The sequence below is a fragment of the Litoreibacter ascidiaceicola genome (genome assembly GCF_900129235.1).
In the GTDB taxonomy this organism is placed as follows: domain Bacteria; phylum Pseudomonadota; class Alphaproteobacteria; order Rhodobacterales; family Rhodobacteraceae; genus Litoreibacter; species Litoreibacter ascidiaceicola.
This window is the reverse complement of sequence record NZ_FQUV01000002.1, coordinates 446,754-460,985: the sequence shown is the minus strand read 5'-3', so window position 1 is coordinate 460,985 and position 14,232 is coordinate 446,754. Positions and strand designations below refer to the sequence as shown.

The following is a 14,232-nucleotide window of genomic DNA, read 5'->3' as shown; positions in this document are numbered from 1 at the left end:
TGCACACTTGTCAAAACGAAGCCCAAAAAAGACACGCTGAAAACAGGCGTCTTTTATCTCGGTTTGTTACAGATATTTCAGCGGATCAAAGTCCGGCGAGCAGTCCTGCTGTTGCAAGTGCTGCGACGATGGCAACCGGCCATAGCAGGCGGTCCCAATTGAGGCTGATCAAAAGGCTCAGGCCTTGATAGCTGCTTTGAATGTGTTGCATGGGTCCGTTCCCTCACGAATACGGACCCTTTTTGCCCTTCAATTGTGGCGCCAATACGGCAGCTTCACGCGCAAAAGAAGTCATTTGTTAAGGCAAACACCATCAAAGACAGCAGCAAAACCAGCCCGCCCATCATCATCGCGTTCAGCGCTTTGTCGCTTGGCGGACGCCCGACAACGGCCTCATAGGCGTGGAACACCAGATGCCCACCATCCAGCACAGGTATTGGGAAAAGGTTAAGCAATCCAACCGCGGTGGACAGAACCGCAATAAACCAGATGAACTCGGCCGCACCTTGCGAGGCCATATCACCGGAGGTTTGTGCGATGCCAATCGGGCCCTGGATATTGCACGAACTGATCGCTCCCGTAATCATATGCCACATGCCCGACAGGCTCGATTGCGCGATGAACCACGTCTGGCGCACGCCACCCCAGAGCGCGTCCCCTGCCCCAAGCGTCTGACGGGTCGGCTCGAAAAATGCCCCGCCGGAGAAGCCGATCAGCCAGCGCGTCTCGAATCCGTCAGCCGTGGGCAAATCACGTTGGCGCGGTGTCAGTGTTTTCTCCAGCACCTCCCCATTGCGCCAAACCAGAAGGTCCAAAGGCTTGTCCTCGTTGCTTTGGGCGGCGACTTGCACTTCGCTCAGCGCAAAGACAGGTGTTCCGTTGACCGATTGGATGACATCGCCCACTTCCAAACCACCATCCATCGCGGCCGATTTCGGCTGCAACTGGTCAATAACCGGTGGGAACGGGAATACGCTGTCAAAACTCACCACTTGCCCGTCGCGTTCGACCTCATAGGAAACCGTCGGTGCGGGTGCGGCGTCACGGGCCGCAAGGTAGAAGCCCTCCAAATCTGTGATTTCGGCGTCGCCAACACGTAAGATTCGGTCGCCTTCTTGGAACAGTTCAACCTCGCCAGGCAGCGGTTTGAGTTTGCCGATGATCGCTTCATCCGTCGTGGTGCCTGAAAACAGGAATATGCCCGCAAAGACCAGAATGGATAGAATAAAGTTGAAGACAGGGCCTGCCGCCACGGTCGCCGCACGTCGCCACAGATCGGCCCCGTGCATGGTGCGTTTCCGCTCGGTCTCGCTTAGCCCGGTGATCGCGTCGCCATCCTTGCCGGATGCCGCGTCCGAATCCCCCAGAAATTTGACATATCCGCCAAACGGCAAAGCCGCGATCTGCCAACGGGTGCCGCGCTTGTCGACGCCCGAAAACAGCACGGGACCGAACCCCAACGAGAACACTTCCGCATGAATGCCGCACCAGCGGCCCACGATGTAATGGCCGTATTCGTGAATCGCTACGATCACGCTCAACGCCACGACAAAGGCGACCAACGAGCCGACAAAGCCGCCAAACGACGGAAGCATCCCCAAAATATCCATAAACCGCCCTTTCGCGTCTCGTTTTCCGGTGTCTAGCGCACCGTTGCGTCTTGCATCATGTCTTGTGTGGTCTTGCGTGCCAAATGGTCCGTGGCAAGCACCTTATCAAGGGTGAGTATGTCGCAACTAAGACCATTACGCTGCTGTAAACGGTTCAAAACTTTGTCAACAAGCCGCGCCATATCCTGAAATCCGATCTTGCCCGCAATGAACGCGTCCAATGCGGCCTCTTTGGAGGCGTTGAAGGCAGCGCCGGACAACCCGCCCGTTTGCATCACATCGCGCGCGATGCGCAGCGCGGGATATCTGTCTTCGTCGGCGGGTCTGAAATTCAGGCTTCCGATCTGCGCCAGATCTAGCCGCGCGACAGGGACATGCCCGCGATCGGGCCAGTGCAGCGCATAGCCGATGGCATGGCGCATATCGGGCGGTCCAAGATGCGCCATCAGCGCCCCGTCGTTGAAACCAACCAGCGCATGGATCAGGCTTTCAGGATGCACGACGGCCTCAATCTTATCCGCATCGACACCAAAGAACTCTTTTGTCTCAATAAGTTCCATCGCCTTGTTAAACATCGACGCGCTGTCGATGGTGATACGTTGCCCCATATCCCAGTTCGGATGCGCGGAGGCCTCCGCCAAGGTCGCCGTCTCCAGCGCTTGTAGGGGCCAATCGCGAAAAGCGCCGCCGGAGGCGGTGATAATAATGCGCTCGACCGCTTTCATATCCTCCCCCACAAGGGCTTGGAAAACGGCGGAGTGTTCGCTGTCCACGGGCAGAATGGTCGCCCCGTATTTCCGCGCCTCGGCCATCAGATACGGCCCCGCTGTGACAAGGGATTCCTTATTGGCCAACGCCAGAATTGTGCCATGACGCAAGGCGCGAAGCCCCGGCACCAAACCGGCGGCCCCGACGATCGCCGACATGAACCAATCCGCCTTGCGGTCCGCCGCGTCCGCCAAGGCAGCTACACCTGCGGCAACTTCGATCCCTGTTCCGGAAAGTGCGGCCTTCAAATCGTCATAGCAGTCGTCAAACGCCGTCACCGCAAGCTCGGCGTTGAGCGAAATCGCCTGCTCTGCCAAACGCGCCACATTACGCCCGCCTGTTAATACCACCACGTCATAGTGCTCAGGTGCACGCGCGATCAGATCGACCGTGTTTTCCCCGATCGAGCCGGTGGAGCCAAAGATCGTGACTTTGCGCATCAGCCAATCAATGCCGGTGGAAAATCAACGACTTGCTCGATCAGCAGCAAGAACACCGACGCGCCCAGCATCCCGTCAAAGCGGTCGAACACGCCGCCATGACCGGGGATCAGGTTCGACGAATCCTTCACGCCCATCTTCCGCTTCACAGCGCTTTCAGCGATGTCCCCCATCTGCGATGCCATGGAGATGGCCACCGATATGCCCAATATCTCGAGCCCCACCCCCGGGACCGTCATGAATGCCGCGCCCACCAGCGCCGCCGCAACCCAGCCCGCTACGGTGCCGGACCATGTTTTCTTGGGGCTGACGCGCGGCCAGAACTTCGGGCCGCCGAATATCCGCCCCGCAAAATAGCCCAGCACGTCGGTGGCGATAACCACCAAGGCCAGCCAAAGCATCCAGACAAAGCCGAAATCAACGCGGAGGATCGCAAGCCCGTAGCACGAAATCACGATCAACGCAGCAAACACCATGTAGAGCGTCCGGTTGCTCGACAGCAACGCGATGCCCGCCATTGCAGGGACCAGAATGAACGGCAGTCCTAGGCCCGGTGGCAACAAGCTCACCGCCAGAAACGATCCAGCCGCCAATGCCCCCATGGTCAAAGCGCGGTTTTGCCCTGCCCCCAGCATGCGGACCAGTTCCCAAACCAATGCCCCGCACACAACCGTCAGCAGCGCCATGAACCAGAAGCCACCCGCCCAGACGGCACCGATCCCGACAACGGCCATGACAGCGGCCGAACTCATACGGGCCGCTAGATCAGAAAATTTTTCAGATGATGCGCTCATGTCGCCTCCCTAGAATTGCAGGCGAACGGCCTTCAGGCCTTCACAGCGCCAAAGCGACGGTCGCGACTGCCATAACGGGCCACAACGCTGGTGAACACCTCTGGCGTGAAATCAGGCCAGTGGGTGTCGATAAATTCATACTCGGCATAGGCCGATTGCCATAGCAGAAAGTTGGAAATACGCGCCTCGCCGGAGGTGCGGATCACCAGATCAGGATCCGGCAAAACATAGGTATCGAGGAACGAGGCCAGAACTTCCGAATTCACCTGCTCCGGCAATAGGCGCTTTTCCGCGATTTCCACGGCCAAACGCTGCGTGGCACGGGTCACCTCGTCCCGCGCGCCGTAGTTCAGCGCAATCGTCAGGTGCGTCGTGTCGTTCTTTTCGGTCAGCTTTTCAAGGTAATCCATCAACGCTTGAAGCTTCTTGTCCAGCTTTTCGCGGTCCCCGATGAAGCGGACCCGCGTGCCGAGGCGGTGCAGATAATTGGCCTCGCGCTGGATATAGCGACGGAACAGCGCCATCAAACCCGACACTTCGGATTGGGTGCGCTTCCAGTTCTCGGTCGAAAATGCAAACATTGTCAAGTACTTGACGCCCAATTCAGGGCAGGTCTCCACGGCCTGACGGACGCGTTTCGCACCCGCTTGGTGGCCGAACAGCCGGGGCCGGTTGCGCTGCGTCGCCCATCTGCCGTTGCCATCCATAATGATGGCAACATGTTTGGGCCCATTCGGATTGATATCCACAGCGCTCATTTCGTTACCTCAATTTATTATTCGTTAATCTTCTTTATCAAAAATGCCCGCACGTGTCAGTCGATCCGTTGCGGGGAATTTCACATCTAAACTTGCATGATCTCTTCTTGCTTGTTCTCTAGCGCCTGATCCACCAGCTTGATCTGCGCGTCGATCATGTCCTGAACTGCGGACTCCCAGAATTTCTGGTCGTCCTCGCTCATCCCGTCAGCCTTGGCCTTTTTGATCTGATCCATCGCGTCACGGCGAATGTTGCGGATCGCCACACGGGCATGCTCTGCGTATTGGCCCGCCACCTTGGTCAACTCGCGGCGGCGCTCTTCGTTCAATTCAGGGATCGGCAGCATAATAATCGTGCCGTTTAGTTGAGGATTGATCCCCAAGCCACTCTCCCGAATGGCTTTTTCCACTTTTCCGACAAGTCCCTTGTCCCACACATTGATCGTCACCATGCGCGGCTCCGGGACGTTCACCGTACCCACTTGGTTGATCGGGGTCATGGAGCCGTAGGCATCGACCATCACCGGCTCCAGCATTGATCCCGATGCGCGCCCGGTGCGCAGCGAGCCGAATTCGGTCCGCAAGGATGCCATCGCGCCGTCCATACGGCGTTGAATATCGTCGGTGTCGAGCATGAAGTCTTCAGACATGGGAATGGTCTCGTCTATTTGTTCTTTGCCAATTGTCTAAACCAACCCACACGCCATGACCAGAGGTCCCTAGCGTCCCCAATCGCCACGTTCCAGTTCCACTGATGTGGGCAACACCCCCAACTGGTTCAGACGAAGGTCCAAGGCTTGCGCACGCGCAATTGCATCCGCGTTTTTTTGAGGGCCGGATGCTGCCCAATAGTCTGCTTGAGACGCCACAAATGTGCCCCAGGACATCGCATTTATGATTTCAGCCTCTGGGAGGTTGCCTCGGGCTACTTCAAAAGGAACCCATCCAAGCCATCCTACTCCCAAGCGAGCGACATCCAGCGGATGGTATTCCGCCCGGTAGCGCGTCGGCATTCCGTTTATGTGCATAGGACGTTGCCAGTCAATTATCGCCGCGCAGACATCTCTCATAAGGGCCGCGGTCAGTCCGCGTTGAGGGTGTGGGGCGAAAATGTCGAAGGTCAGCCCACTTTGGCCGAACTGGGCATCCCAAGACAGTTGTAGCTTGTAACGTCGCGCGGTTTCGGCGCCTCCCGACGCGTAGACCGTGCGCGGCCCCACGCGGTCCTCACCATCGAAGATCATCGCTTCACGCTCTTCGAACCAAGCGACCAGATCGGACACCTGCCCCAATGCATCAAGGCGGGCATCATCCCCTTCCCCGCGCGGCGTTTCGACCCACCAGGTATCCTCGCAAAACGGTGTCTGGCTCAGCGCCTGCAATAGCTGTTGGAACGCTGATACCGCGTCAGGCAGCGCCCATCTTAAGGGCGCGTACACGGCGTTTATGGACAGGTCGATACTCATATTGCGCTCCGATCACAGAATTTGGGTTTCGATAACCAGCGACATATCGCCCGGCGTCAACGGCCCAATGAAGAACTCATACATGAAGATTTTGAAAACGACTTCGCTGAAGACCCATACGAGCGTGACATCCGGATGAACGGGACGCACGACGCCATAGTGCCGCACAGCCTCCTCAAAGATTTTCGGCATAAGTACGTTCTCGATGAACTGGTCTCGGATCGTCGGGCGCCCGCCTTCGCTGAAGGCATCCCTAAACCAGCTATCATGGCCCCATTTGGCTTCTAGAAGCCTGCAAATATGCGGCACTAGCCCATCGAATTTCACGCCAGCATATATCCATTCGAAAATAGTCCCCGTAGCCGGGTCATGAGGGAAGAACTGACCTACACCTTTGGCACGGATGACCCGGTTTTGGTACCTATACCCAAGAACTTGCGTCCTCTGCGTTGTGGAGTACGTGCGCTGAAAGATGGTGCCTGCCTGTGCGGCGATGCAGTCGACGCATCCCTCGGTGCAAATTTCTGTTCTGGTGTCGGCCGATGATTGAGCCTCGATATCAGCGCCCGTATCGGGTCCGGCATCCACGTCCGGCAAATCCACTGGCGGCAAGTCAGGCCCGATCTCGGGAAACTCGACAGGCGGAAGGTCTGGCGCGGGCGGCGGCGGCCCTACACAAATCTCAAGGATCGCGCCGGGGAGCGGGACTTCAATACATCGTGCTGCCGCAGGTCCCGCCATCCTACCACCAAACCTCAGCACCGCGACCGGCATCGGTCAGCATCAGTTTCATACATGCGCAAACGTCACCAAACCGGATATCGGCAGAGCCGGTTTTTGCGGTCAGGGTCTCAATACACGGCTTCGTTGCGCCAGAAGTCGGGGGCAAGGCAGGTGTGTATCATAACCCAGCGGGCGCGCATCAAGGGTGCTTGCACGCCAAAGGATGCGGCAATCCTGCGCGCGTAACCGACCTGCTCGGAAAGCTGCGTGTCGCTAATTGCCTCAAACCGCGATGGCGACCAATCTTTGAGCCGAAGCGCGAATTGGTGGTCGTTCTTTTTGTGTGCTTCGTCATTCAAAGCACTCTTCATCTCAGGTGTTAGTGTCAGCATGGCATCGGAAAATCTCGCGAAATAATAACGCAATGCTGTCCCGACCGACCATCACCTGTCAATCCGCGACGATCGTATACGTCCCCTCGCCCGCCAGAATGCCTTTGAAGCCACCCGGCTCGTCCAGCGAGAATACGATGATCGGCAGGTCGTTGTCGCGGGCCAGTGCGATGGCGGACGCGTCCATCACGCCAAGACGCTTTTGCAGGACGTCATCAAAGCTGACCTTGTCATAGCGCACCGCGTCGTCATGCTTGGCGGGGTCTTTGTCATAAACGCCGTCGACCTTGGTGCCCTTGAAGATCGCCTCGCACGACATCTCGTTGGCGCGCAGCGTCGCGGCGGTGTCGGTGGTAAAGTAAGGGTTCCCCGTTCCGGCGGCAAAGATGCACACGCGCTTCTTCTCCAAGTGCCGCACGGCGCGGCGGCGGATATAGGGCTCGGCCACCTCGTTCATGGTGATCGCCGAAATCACCCGCGTGTGGATGCCTAGACTTTCCAGCGCACCCTGCATCGCCAGCGCATTCATCACCGTGGCCAGCATGCCCATATAATCCGCCGTCGTCCGCTCCATCCCCTGCGCGGAGCCCTGAAGCCCGCGGAAAATGTTGCCGCCACCAATGACCATGCAGATTTCCACGCCCATTTCGTGGACCGATTGCACCTCGCGGGCGATCCGTTCCACCGTTGGGGGATGCAGCCCGAATCCCTGATCCCCCATCAATGCCTCGCCGGAGATTTTCAACATAACGCGTTTGTAGGTCGTCTTGGAGGCATCGGTCATGGCGGGCAGCCTTTCTGGGGGTACGATTTGAGCAGTTGCAAATTGGTGGCAAAGTGTCGGAAAACGCGGCAAGTTTCAACGGCCAAGCGCCGACCGCCCGCGACAAACTGTTAATAACTGGAAACCCACCGCGCGATGTTGCCTTTGCTTGAACATATCGGAGCCGAACAGCCGGTTTTGATCGCCGGACCAACTGCCTCCGGCAAGTCCGCGCTGGCCTTGCAGATCGCAACCAAGCTGGGCGGCACGATCATCAACGCCGATGCGTTGCAGGTCTTCGATTGCTGGCAGCTTTTGTCGGCCCGCCCCGATGCAGGCGAATTGGCGCAGGCAGACCACACGCTCTACGGGCACGTGCCTTACCGCGAGACCTATTCGACCGGACATTGGCTCCGCGATGTGACGACAGAACTCGCCAAGCCGTCCCGTCCGATCATCGTCGGGGGGACCGGTTTGAACTTTACAGCCCTCACCCAAGGCTTGGCCGATATCCCCGCTATTCCTGTTGAAATACGCGCAGCGGCCGAGCAATTGACCCGCGAAGATATGCTTCAGGATCTGGACCCCGAGACCACCGGACGCATCGACGTTCTGAACCGTGCGCGTGTGCAACGTGCGTGGGAGGTTCAGAACGCCACAGGTCGCTCGATCAGCGCGTGGCAGTCCGAAACGCCGCCGCCCATCCTGCGCCGTGAAGATTGCACCGCGATTGTGCTGAATGCCCCCGTCCCGTGGCTCGACGACCGGATCATCCGCCGGTTTGACCAAATGCTGCAAAAGGGCGCGCTGGACGAGGTTCGGGTGCTGCAATCTGATTGGGACATCCAGCGCCCCTCCGCCAAGGCCATCGGCGGACCTGAGCTTATGGCGCATCTAAATGGCGAAATTCCGCTGTCAGAGGCCCGCGACCGCGCGATTATCGCTTCGCGTCAATATGCCAAGCGTCAACGAACTTGGTTCCGCGCCCGGATGAAAGACTGGACGCAGGTTTCCGCCGATGAAATGCGTTTCTGACACAGAATTGCCTTAATTCGACATTTGACAGCTTGGAGGCGGGCAAACTACTACTCGGATTGTCTATATTCGACGTTCCGGCACGACAGCATTCGCAGGACATTTTATGACCCGTCAAATTCTACCCCAAGTAGAGACCCTTGCGACCCACCAGCGGTCTGAAGCATGGCGGACTGACGCGGCGCAATCGTTGGACCATCCGATCCTGTTCTGGATCACCCGTGGTCAGGGGCGCATCATGGTGGATTGCCGGATGCGTGGCATCGGGCCGAATACCGCGATCTTTATCCCGCCCCATACGCTGTTCAGCTACGAGATGTTTGCAAGTCCGCAAGGCATGGTCGTCTCGCTTCCGCGCGACGATACCTCCGGACTTCCGCGCAAGCCCGCGCTGCTAAAAGCTTCGAGCGTGCAGATGCAAAGCGAGATCACGGGGCTCATCGACGCCTTGTCGCGCGAGTTGGGTGAATTGCGCCCGGGGCAACGCCGCGCCGTCATGGCCTATGTGATGATGCTTGGCGTCTGGATTGACCGCGCGTTGACCGGACAGCCTCAGGGCGAGCTTGGGAAATCGGAACGCGTGCTGCAAAAATTCAGCCATGTGGTCAGCATCGGCCACCGTGATGGCAAATCGCTGGGCGAATTCGCCGCCGACTTGCAGGTCACCCCGACCCATCTGACACGCTTGACGCAAAATGCCGTCGGCAAGCCGGCCTCCGCGCTGCTGCAAGAACGGGTGATTCAGGCCGCATGCGAGGCCTTGCTTCACACCGACCGCCCTGTGCAGGACATCGCCGAGAAACTCGGTTTCTCCAGCCCCGCCTACTTCACGCGGGCCTTTCAGGCACATACGGGAAAAAGCCCTTCTGCGTTTCGCAAGACAAGGTAAACCTCCCGACATATCGCGATTTTGCAATACGTTCGCCGGATCGCACCGAATTCAGCTTCAATAAATGTCGCTTTTTGACATTGCGAATGTCGCTTTTATACCCCAGTCTGACGGTTCCAACCGTTGACGCGCCCTGAAAATTGGTGCGCTATGCGAGCCGGAGCGTCGAAGGGGAGACGCAAAGGCCGAAGACAATCAGCCATAAGCCAGCTGGACCGGGCGTGCTCGGTCAAACGTGCTGCAAAAAAACGACATAGTCTACAGGGAGACAATTATGACAAAACAAACCTTTACTGGCGGACCGGTTCACCCCGCCGTCGATATGTATGTAAAAGAACACAAGGCAGGCCAGATGGACCGCCGCGAGTTCATGACACGCGCAACCATGCTGGGTGTCACCGCGACAGCCGCATATGGCATGATCGGTGCCACACCTGCGAAAGCTGCGGCGCACGCCCAGCAAGGCGGCACTCTGCGCATGCAAATGGAAGTCCGTGCGCTGAAAGATCCGCGCACATTTGACTGGACGCAGATCGCATATTTCACCGCCGGGTGGCTGGAATATATGGTTGAGTACAACTCCGATGGCTCTTTCGAGCCGATGCTGCTGGAGTCGTGGGAAATCAACGACGACGCGACCGAGTACACATTGAATGTTCGCAAGGGCGTCAAGTGGAACAACGGTGACGACTTCAACGCGGACGATGTGGCGCGCATGATTGCTGCATGGTGTGATAAAGACGTCGAAGGCAACTCGATGGCGGGTCGTTTCTCGGTTATGATCGACGCCAATACCAACAAAGCTGTTGATGGAAGCATCACGGTTGTCGACAGCCACACGGTCAAACTCAACCTGCCAGCACCTGACATCACATTGATCGCAGGCATGTCCGACTACCCTGCCGCGGTCTATCACAGCTCCGCCACGGGAACGCCGGAAGATATGCTGGCCAACCCGATCGGCACCGGCCCTTACAAGCCAGAATCTCTGGAGGTCGGTGTTAAAGGTGTCATCGTACGCAACGAAGGCTTCGACTGGTGGGGCTATTCCGCTGGCAAAGGCGCGTATCTCGATCGCATCGAATATATCGACTACGGCACTGACCCTGCAGCTTGGGTTGCAGCGGCTGAAGCCGAAGAAGTCGACATGTTCTACGAAACTGTTGGCGAATTCGTGGACGTCATGGACGGTCTGGGCTGGGAAAAGTCGGAAGTGGCCTCTGCCGCGACCATCGTTATCCGTCCCAACCAGCAGGCTGAAGACGCCAACGGTGTAAAGCCTTACGCAGACGTTCGCGTCCGTCAGGCCATCGCCAAGGCCGTTGATCGCGGTGTTTGCCTTGAACTGGGCTATGCGGGTCAAGGCATTGTCGCGGACAACACGCATGTTGGCCCGATGCACCCGGAATATGCAGATGTTCCTGGCATGGAGTATGATCCAGCCGCCGCCAAGGCGCTGCTCGAAGAGGCCGGCATGGCCGATTACGAGTTCGAGCTGATCTCCATCGACGATGACTGGCGCAAGAACACAACTGACGCCGTTGGCGCTCAGCTGCGTGATGCGGGCTTCAACATCAAGCGGACGATCATTCCGGGCACCACGTTCTGGAACGACTGGACCAAATACGGCTTCTCGTCGACCAACTGGAACCACCGCCCGCTTGGCGTCCAGATCCTCGGTCTTGCTTACCGCTCCGGCGAAGCATGGAACGAAGCTGCGTTCTCGAACGCCGAGTTCGATGCAGCCTTGGCCGAAGCCAACTCGATTGCCAACGATGACAAGCGTCGTGAGGTAATGGTGAAACTGCAAACGATCATGCGCGACGAAGGCGTGACCATCCAGCCCTACTGGCGGTCGCTCTATCGCCACGCCAAGCCGGGTATTGTCGGCGGGGACCAGCACATCGCTTACCTGCCGCAAATCTACAAATACGGCTTCGCTGCGTAAATCAATTCAGGTCAGGGCCGCATCTTCGGGTGCGGCCCTTTCTTCCTCAATAACCGCGCTGCCAGGACTGCCTTGGCTCCAGACGCCCATAAGGGCGCACATGTCGCGGCCAAACAGACAGGGACCCCAATCACATGGGAATGTTCATCCTACGACGTGTAGGCGTGATGCTGCTGACGGCTTTTTGCCTGACCTTCATCGTGTTCTTCATGACGAATCTTTACCCCAACCTTGAAAAGCTCGCCAAAACCCAAGGCAACTTCCGCATGTCCGACGAGGCCGTGGTCAGCTACCTGACCCGCGAGGGCTACATGGCCCCCCTGCCCGTCAAATACGGGCGCTGGCTGGGTGTGTTGCCGAACCATGTCACCACCAACGATGAGGGCGTGACCACCGGCAAGTGCATCCGCGAAGGCGTCAACACCGCCGAGACAGCACCGCGCTATTGCGGTGTGTTGCAGGGTGAATGGGGCTATTCGTCGGTCTTCAAGGATGACGCAGGTTCGATTATCGCGAAACGCTTGGGGCTGACCGGATGGCTCGCCCTGCTGGCCTTCGCCGTGATGATCCCCGCAGCCCTGATTATCGGCGTCCTTGCAGGGATGCGCGAAGGCAGCCGGATGGATCGAACATTGTCCACCTTCTCCATCGCCTCGTCTGCGACGCCCGAATATGTCTCCGGTGTGATCTTCATCGCCGTGTTCGCCTCTTCCGCCTTCGGCCTGAAATGGTTCAAGGGCTCCGCCACCTCCGCGATGGAGGACTTCACATGGGCCAACATCACCCTGCCTGTCGCGACGATCGCGCTCTACGGGGTCGGTTATGTCGCCCGCATGACCCGCGCCTCCATGGCCGAGGTCATGACCGCGCAATATGTCCGCACCGCGCGGCTAAAAGGTGTCAGCTTCGGCAACATCGTCGTCAAGCACGCCTTGCGGAACGCCTTGATCGCGCCGTTTACCGTCATCATGCTGCAATTCCCGTATCTGCTGACCGGCGTCGTCATCACCGAGACCTTGTTCAACTACAAAGGCTTCGGCTGGATGCTCGTTCAGGCCGCCTCGAACAACGATATCGACCTTCTGCTTGGCGGCTCCGTCGTCGCGGTGATCGTCGTTCTCGTAACGCAGCTGATTTCGGATGTCGGCTACGTGTTCCTCAACCCACGCATTAGGATTTCATAATGGAGCCGCTCACTTGGACTGGTGCGCTAGGCACCCTTTTGAACCCTCTCTTCGCACTTGCTGTGTTGGGACTAATCCTCACCGTGGCCGGCTACTTGCTGGTAAGCGCTTACGAGAACGTACAAGCCGCGTTCAGCACCACCACCTCTGGTGCGGTTACGATGAGTGCGCCGCATTCTGAATCCTTGGCGCGGTTCATCCTACCGACTGCCGTCGCGACATTGGGGCTCGGTATGATCTACCTGCTCGCAGGTATCGTCACGCCCTATGGAACCGCTGGTATCCTTGGCGAGCTGGGCGTGCGTTTCCTGCCCGTCTGGATCGCACTTGCGGTGACCTTCTTCCTGTCGATCACCTACAAGCGCAAGCTGGGCCTCTATGGCAAACTCTTCGACAGCCCAATCGGCATGTTCGGCTTCGCCATTGTGATGTTCTGGGTCTTCACCGCGATCTTCGTCGCGATGGACCTGATCATCACCCATGATCCGCTGGGTCAGGTCTCTGGCATGAAGAACAAGCTCCCCGGCACGCCTTTGAGTGGCGCGGAAGACGGCGACTACACCCATTACCTGCTTGGCGGCGACAACCTCGCGCGTGACGTGTTCTCGCGTATGGTCAAAGGCTCTCAGGTGGTGTTGGTCATCGCACCGGCAGCCACATTGTTCGCCTTCATGGTCGGCATTACGCTGGGGCTTCCTGCGGGCTATTTCGGCGGCAAGCTCGACACCATCATCAGCTTCATGGCGAACCTGGTTTTGGCCTTCCCTGTGATCTTGCTGTTCTTCTTGCTGGTCACACCGGAAATCCGTGCCGCCGGCATCGCGATCCCCGGAACGGAGTATATCTGGCGCGTGCCAACCATCCTCGCCTCGATCCTGTTCTTGTTCCCGCTGGTGTTCCTCGTGGTGCTGTTCGACTCGCGCTACTTCACCCAGCCCCCCAAACGGAACCTCTATGTCGGGCTGACCATCCTGATCGGTGGATACATCTATCTGGGCATGGCGTGGGATGCAGACCCGTTCGGGCTGATCTCCATTGATGGCGGCGTGCTGATCGTGTTCGTCTCGGTGGTCTTCGTGAACTCCCCCACTGTGTTCCGGATTGTGCGCGGCCTCGTGCTCGACATCAAAACCCGCGACTACGTGGCGGCGGGGCAAACCCGTGGTGAAGGCCCGTGGTACATTATGCTGTGGGAAATCCTGCCCAACGCACGCGGCCCGCTGATCGTCGATTTCTGTCTGCGCATCGGCTACACCATCATCCTGCTGGGTACCTTGGGCTTCTTTGGCCTCGGGCTGTCGTCGGAAAGCCCCGACTGGGGCACGACGATCAACGCAGGCCGACGCTTGCTTAGCATCTATCCGCATCCCGCGATCGTGCCTGCCATCGCCTTGATGAGCCTCGTTCTGGGGTTGAACCTGCTGGCCGACGGGCTGCGCGAAGAATCCCTGAAGGACTGATA

15 protein-coding genes are annotated in these 14,232 nt (G+C 58.3%); 5 read left to right on the top strand and 10 right to left on the bottom strand.

The window, feature by feature from the left end; all coding sequences use genetic code 11:
* Positions 1-85: 85 nt before the first annotated feature.
* The 10 genes from BUB72_RS19170 to pyrH form a co-directional block, all read right to left on the bottom strand.
* Entirely contained in the window at positions 86-211 is a 126-nt protein-coding gene (locus BUB72_RS19170) for a hypothetical protein (RefSeq protein WP_281250184.1), read from the bottom strand.
* 64 nt (positions 212-275) lie between these two features.
* Positions 276-1,610 carry an RIP metalloprotease RseP gene (gene rseP / locus BUB72_RS05375; protein WP_073141379.1) on the bottom strand — a complete coding sequence of 445 codons (1,335 nt, stop codon included), beginning with the start codon at positions 1,608-1,610 and terminating at the stop codon, positions 276-278.
* Positions 1,611-1,642: 32 nt separating this feature from the next.
* A complete protein-coding gene (dxr, locus tag BUB72_RS05370; RefSeq protein WP_073141377.1) occupies positions 1,643-2,818 on the bottom strand; it encodes a 1-deoxy-D-xylulose-5-phosphate reductoisomerase in 1,176 nt (391 codons plus the stop codon).
* On the bottom strand, positions 2,818-3,612 hold the full coding sequence (locus BUB72_RS05365; protein WP_073141375.1) for a phosphatidate cytidylyltransferase: 795 nt from the start codon (positions 3,610-3,612) through the stop codon (positions 2,818-2,820). The genes dxr and BUB72_RS05365 overlap by 1 nt, the downstream gene beginning before the upstream one ends.
* 32 nt (positions 3,613-3,644) lie before the next feature.
* Positions 3,645-4,370, bottom strand: a complete 726-nt coding sequence (uppS, locus tag BUB72_RS05360; RefSeq protein ID WP_073141373.1) for a polyprenyl diphosphate synthase — start codon at positions 4,368-4,370, stop codon at positions 3,645-3,647.
* Positions 4,371-4,456: 86 nt separating this feature from the next.
* Positions 4,457-5,020: a ribosome recycling factor gene (gene frr / locus BUB72_RS05355; RefSeq protein WP_073141371.1), complete on the bottom strand. Its 564-nt coding sequence runs from the start codon at positions 5,018-5,020 to the stop codon at positions 4,457-4,459.
* 69 nt (positions 5,021-5,089) lie between these two features.
* Positions 5,090-5,836: a hypothetical protein gene (locus BUB72_RS05350; protein WP_073141369.1), complete on the bottom strand. Its 747-nt coding sequence runs from the start codon at positions 5,834-5,836 to the stop codon at positions 5,090-5,092.
* A 12-nt stretch (positions 5,837-5,848) separates the two neighbouring features.
* The gene (locus BUB72_RS05345) at positions 5,849-6,577 is read right to left on the bottom strand and encodes a Tox-REase-5 domain-containing protein (RefSeq protein WP_175549122.1); all 729 of its coding nucleotides are present in this window, start codon (positions 6,575-6,577) and stop codon (positions 5,849-5,851) included.
* A 110-nt stretch (positions 6,578-6,687) separates the two neighbouring features.
* A complete protein-coding gene (locus tag BUB72_RS05340; RefSeq protein WP_073141365.1) occupies positions 6,688-6,951 on the bottom strand; it encodes a hypothetical protein in 264 nt (87 codons plus the stop codon).
* Positions 6,952-7,009: 58 nt separating this feature from the next.
* Positions 7,010-7,735, bottom strand: coding sequence for a UMP kinase (gene pyrH / locus BUB72_RS05335; RefSeq protein ID WP_073141363.1), 726 nt, complete (start codon positions 7,733-7,735; stop codon positions 7,010-7,012).
* A 135-nt stretch (positions 7,736-7,870) separates the two neighbouring features.
* Here pyrH and miaA point away from each other — a divergent pair, with 135 nt between their 5' ends.
* The 5 genes from miaA (at position 7,871) to BUB72_RS05310 (ending at position 14,230) form a co-directional block, all read left to right on the top strand.
* On the top strand, positions 7,871-8,749 hold the full coding sequence (gene miaA, locus BUB72_RS05330) for a tRNA (adenosine(37)-N6)-dimethylallyltransferase MiaA (RefSeq protein ID WP_073141361.1): 879 nt from the start codon (positions 7,871-7,873) through the stop codon (positions 8,747-8,749).
* 106 nt (positions 8,750-8,855) lie between these two features.
* Positions 8,856-9,638, top strand: a complete 783-nt coding sequence (locus BUB72_RS05325; protein WP_073141359.1) for an AraC family transcriptional regulator — start codon at positions 8,856-8,858, stop codon at positions 9,636-9,638.
* Between the two features lie 274 nt (positions 9,639-9,912).
* Positions 9,913-11,586, top strand: coding sequence for an ABC transporter substrate-binding protein (locus tag BUB72_RS05320; RefSeq protein WP_073141357.1), 1,674 nt, complete (start codon positions 9,913-9,915; stop codon positions 11,584-11,586).
* Positions 11,587-11,720: 134 nt separating this feature from the next.
* A complete protein-coding gene (locus BUB72_RS05315) occupies positions 11,721-12,770 on the top strand; it encodes an ABC transporter permease (RefSeq protein ID WP_073141355.1) in 1,050 nt (349 codons plus the stop codon).
* Positions 12,770-14,230, top strand: a complete 1,461-nt coding sequence (locus tag BUB72_RS05310) for an ABC transporter permease (protein WP_073141353.1) — start codon at positions 12,770-12,772, stop codon at positions 14,228-14,230. The genes BUB72_RS05315 and BUB72_RS05310 overlap by 1 nt, the downstream gene beginning before the upstream one ends.
* Positions 14,231-14,232 lie beyond the last annotated feature (2 nt).

Excerpts from the sequence above, each read along its gene's own strand:
- BUB72_RS05345 (WP_175549122.1), bottom strand. The coding sequence starts at position 6,577 with ATGGCGGGACCTGCGGCAGCACGATGTATTGAAGTCCCGCTCCCCGGC.
- miaA (WP_073141361.1), top strand. The coding sequence starts at position 7,871 with ATGTTGCCTTTGCTTGAACATATCGGAGCCGAACAGCCGGTTTTGATC.
- BUB72_RS19170 (WP_281250184.1), bottom strand. The coding sequence starts at position 211 with ATGCAACACATTCAAAGCAGCTATCAAGGCCTGAGCCTTTTGATCAGC.
- BUB72_RS05320 (WP_073141357.1), top strand. The coding sequence starts at position 9,913 with ATGACAAAACAAACCTTTACTGGCGGACCGGTTCACCCCGCCGTCGAT.
- frr (WP_073141371.1), bottom strand. The coding sequence starts at position 5,020 with ATGTCTGAAGACTTCATGCTCGACACCGACGATATTCAACGCCGTATG.
- BUB72_RS05340 (WP_073141365.1), bottom strand. The coding sequence starts at position 6,951 with ATGCTGACACTAACACCTGAGATGAAGAGTGCTTTGAATGACGAAGCA.
- BUB72_RS05365 (WP_073141375.1), bottom strand. The coding sequence starts at position 3,612 with ATGAGCGCATCATCTGAAAAATTTTCTGATCTAGCGGCCCGTATGAGT.
- dxr (WP_073141377.1), bottom strand. The coding sequence starts at position 2,818 with ATGCGCAAAGTCACGATCTTTGGCTCCACCGGCTCGATCGGGGAAAAC.
- rseP (WP_073141379.1), bottom strand. The coding sequence starts at position 1,610 with ATGGATATTTTGGGGATGCTTCCGTCGTTTGGCGGCTTTGTCGGCTCG.
- pyrH (WP_073141363.1), bottom strand. The coding sequence starts at position 7,735 with ATGACCGATGCCTCCAAGACGACCTACAAACGCGTTATGTTGAAAATC.
- BUB72_RS05315 (WP_073141355.1), top strand. The coding sequence starts at position 11,721 with ATGGGAATGTTCATCCTACGACGTGTAGGCGTGATGCTGCTGACGGCT.
- BUB72_RS05325 (WP_073141359.1), top strand. The coding sequence starts at position 8,856 with ATGACCCGTCAAATTCTACCCCAAGTAGAGACCCTTGCGACCCACCAG.
- uppS (WP_073141373.1), bottom strand. The coding sequence starts at position 4,370 with ATGAGCGCTGTGGATATCAATCCGAATGGGCCCAAACATGTTGCCATC.
- BUB72_RS05310 (WP_073141353.1), top strand. The coding sequence starts at position 12,770 with ATGGAGCCGCTCACTTGGACTGGTGCGCTAGGCACCCTTTTGAACCCT.
- BUB72_RS05350 (WP_073141369.1), bottom strand. The coding sequence starts at position 5,836 with ATGAGTATCGACCTGTCCATAAACGCCGTGTACGCGCCCTTAAGATGG.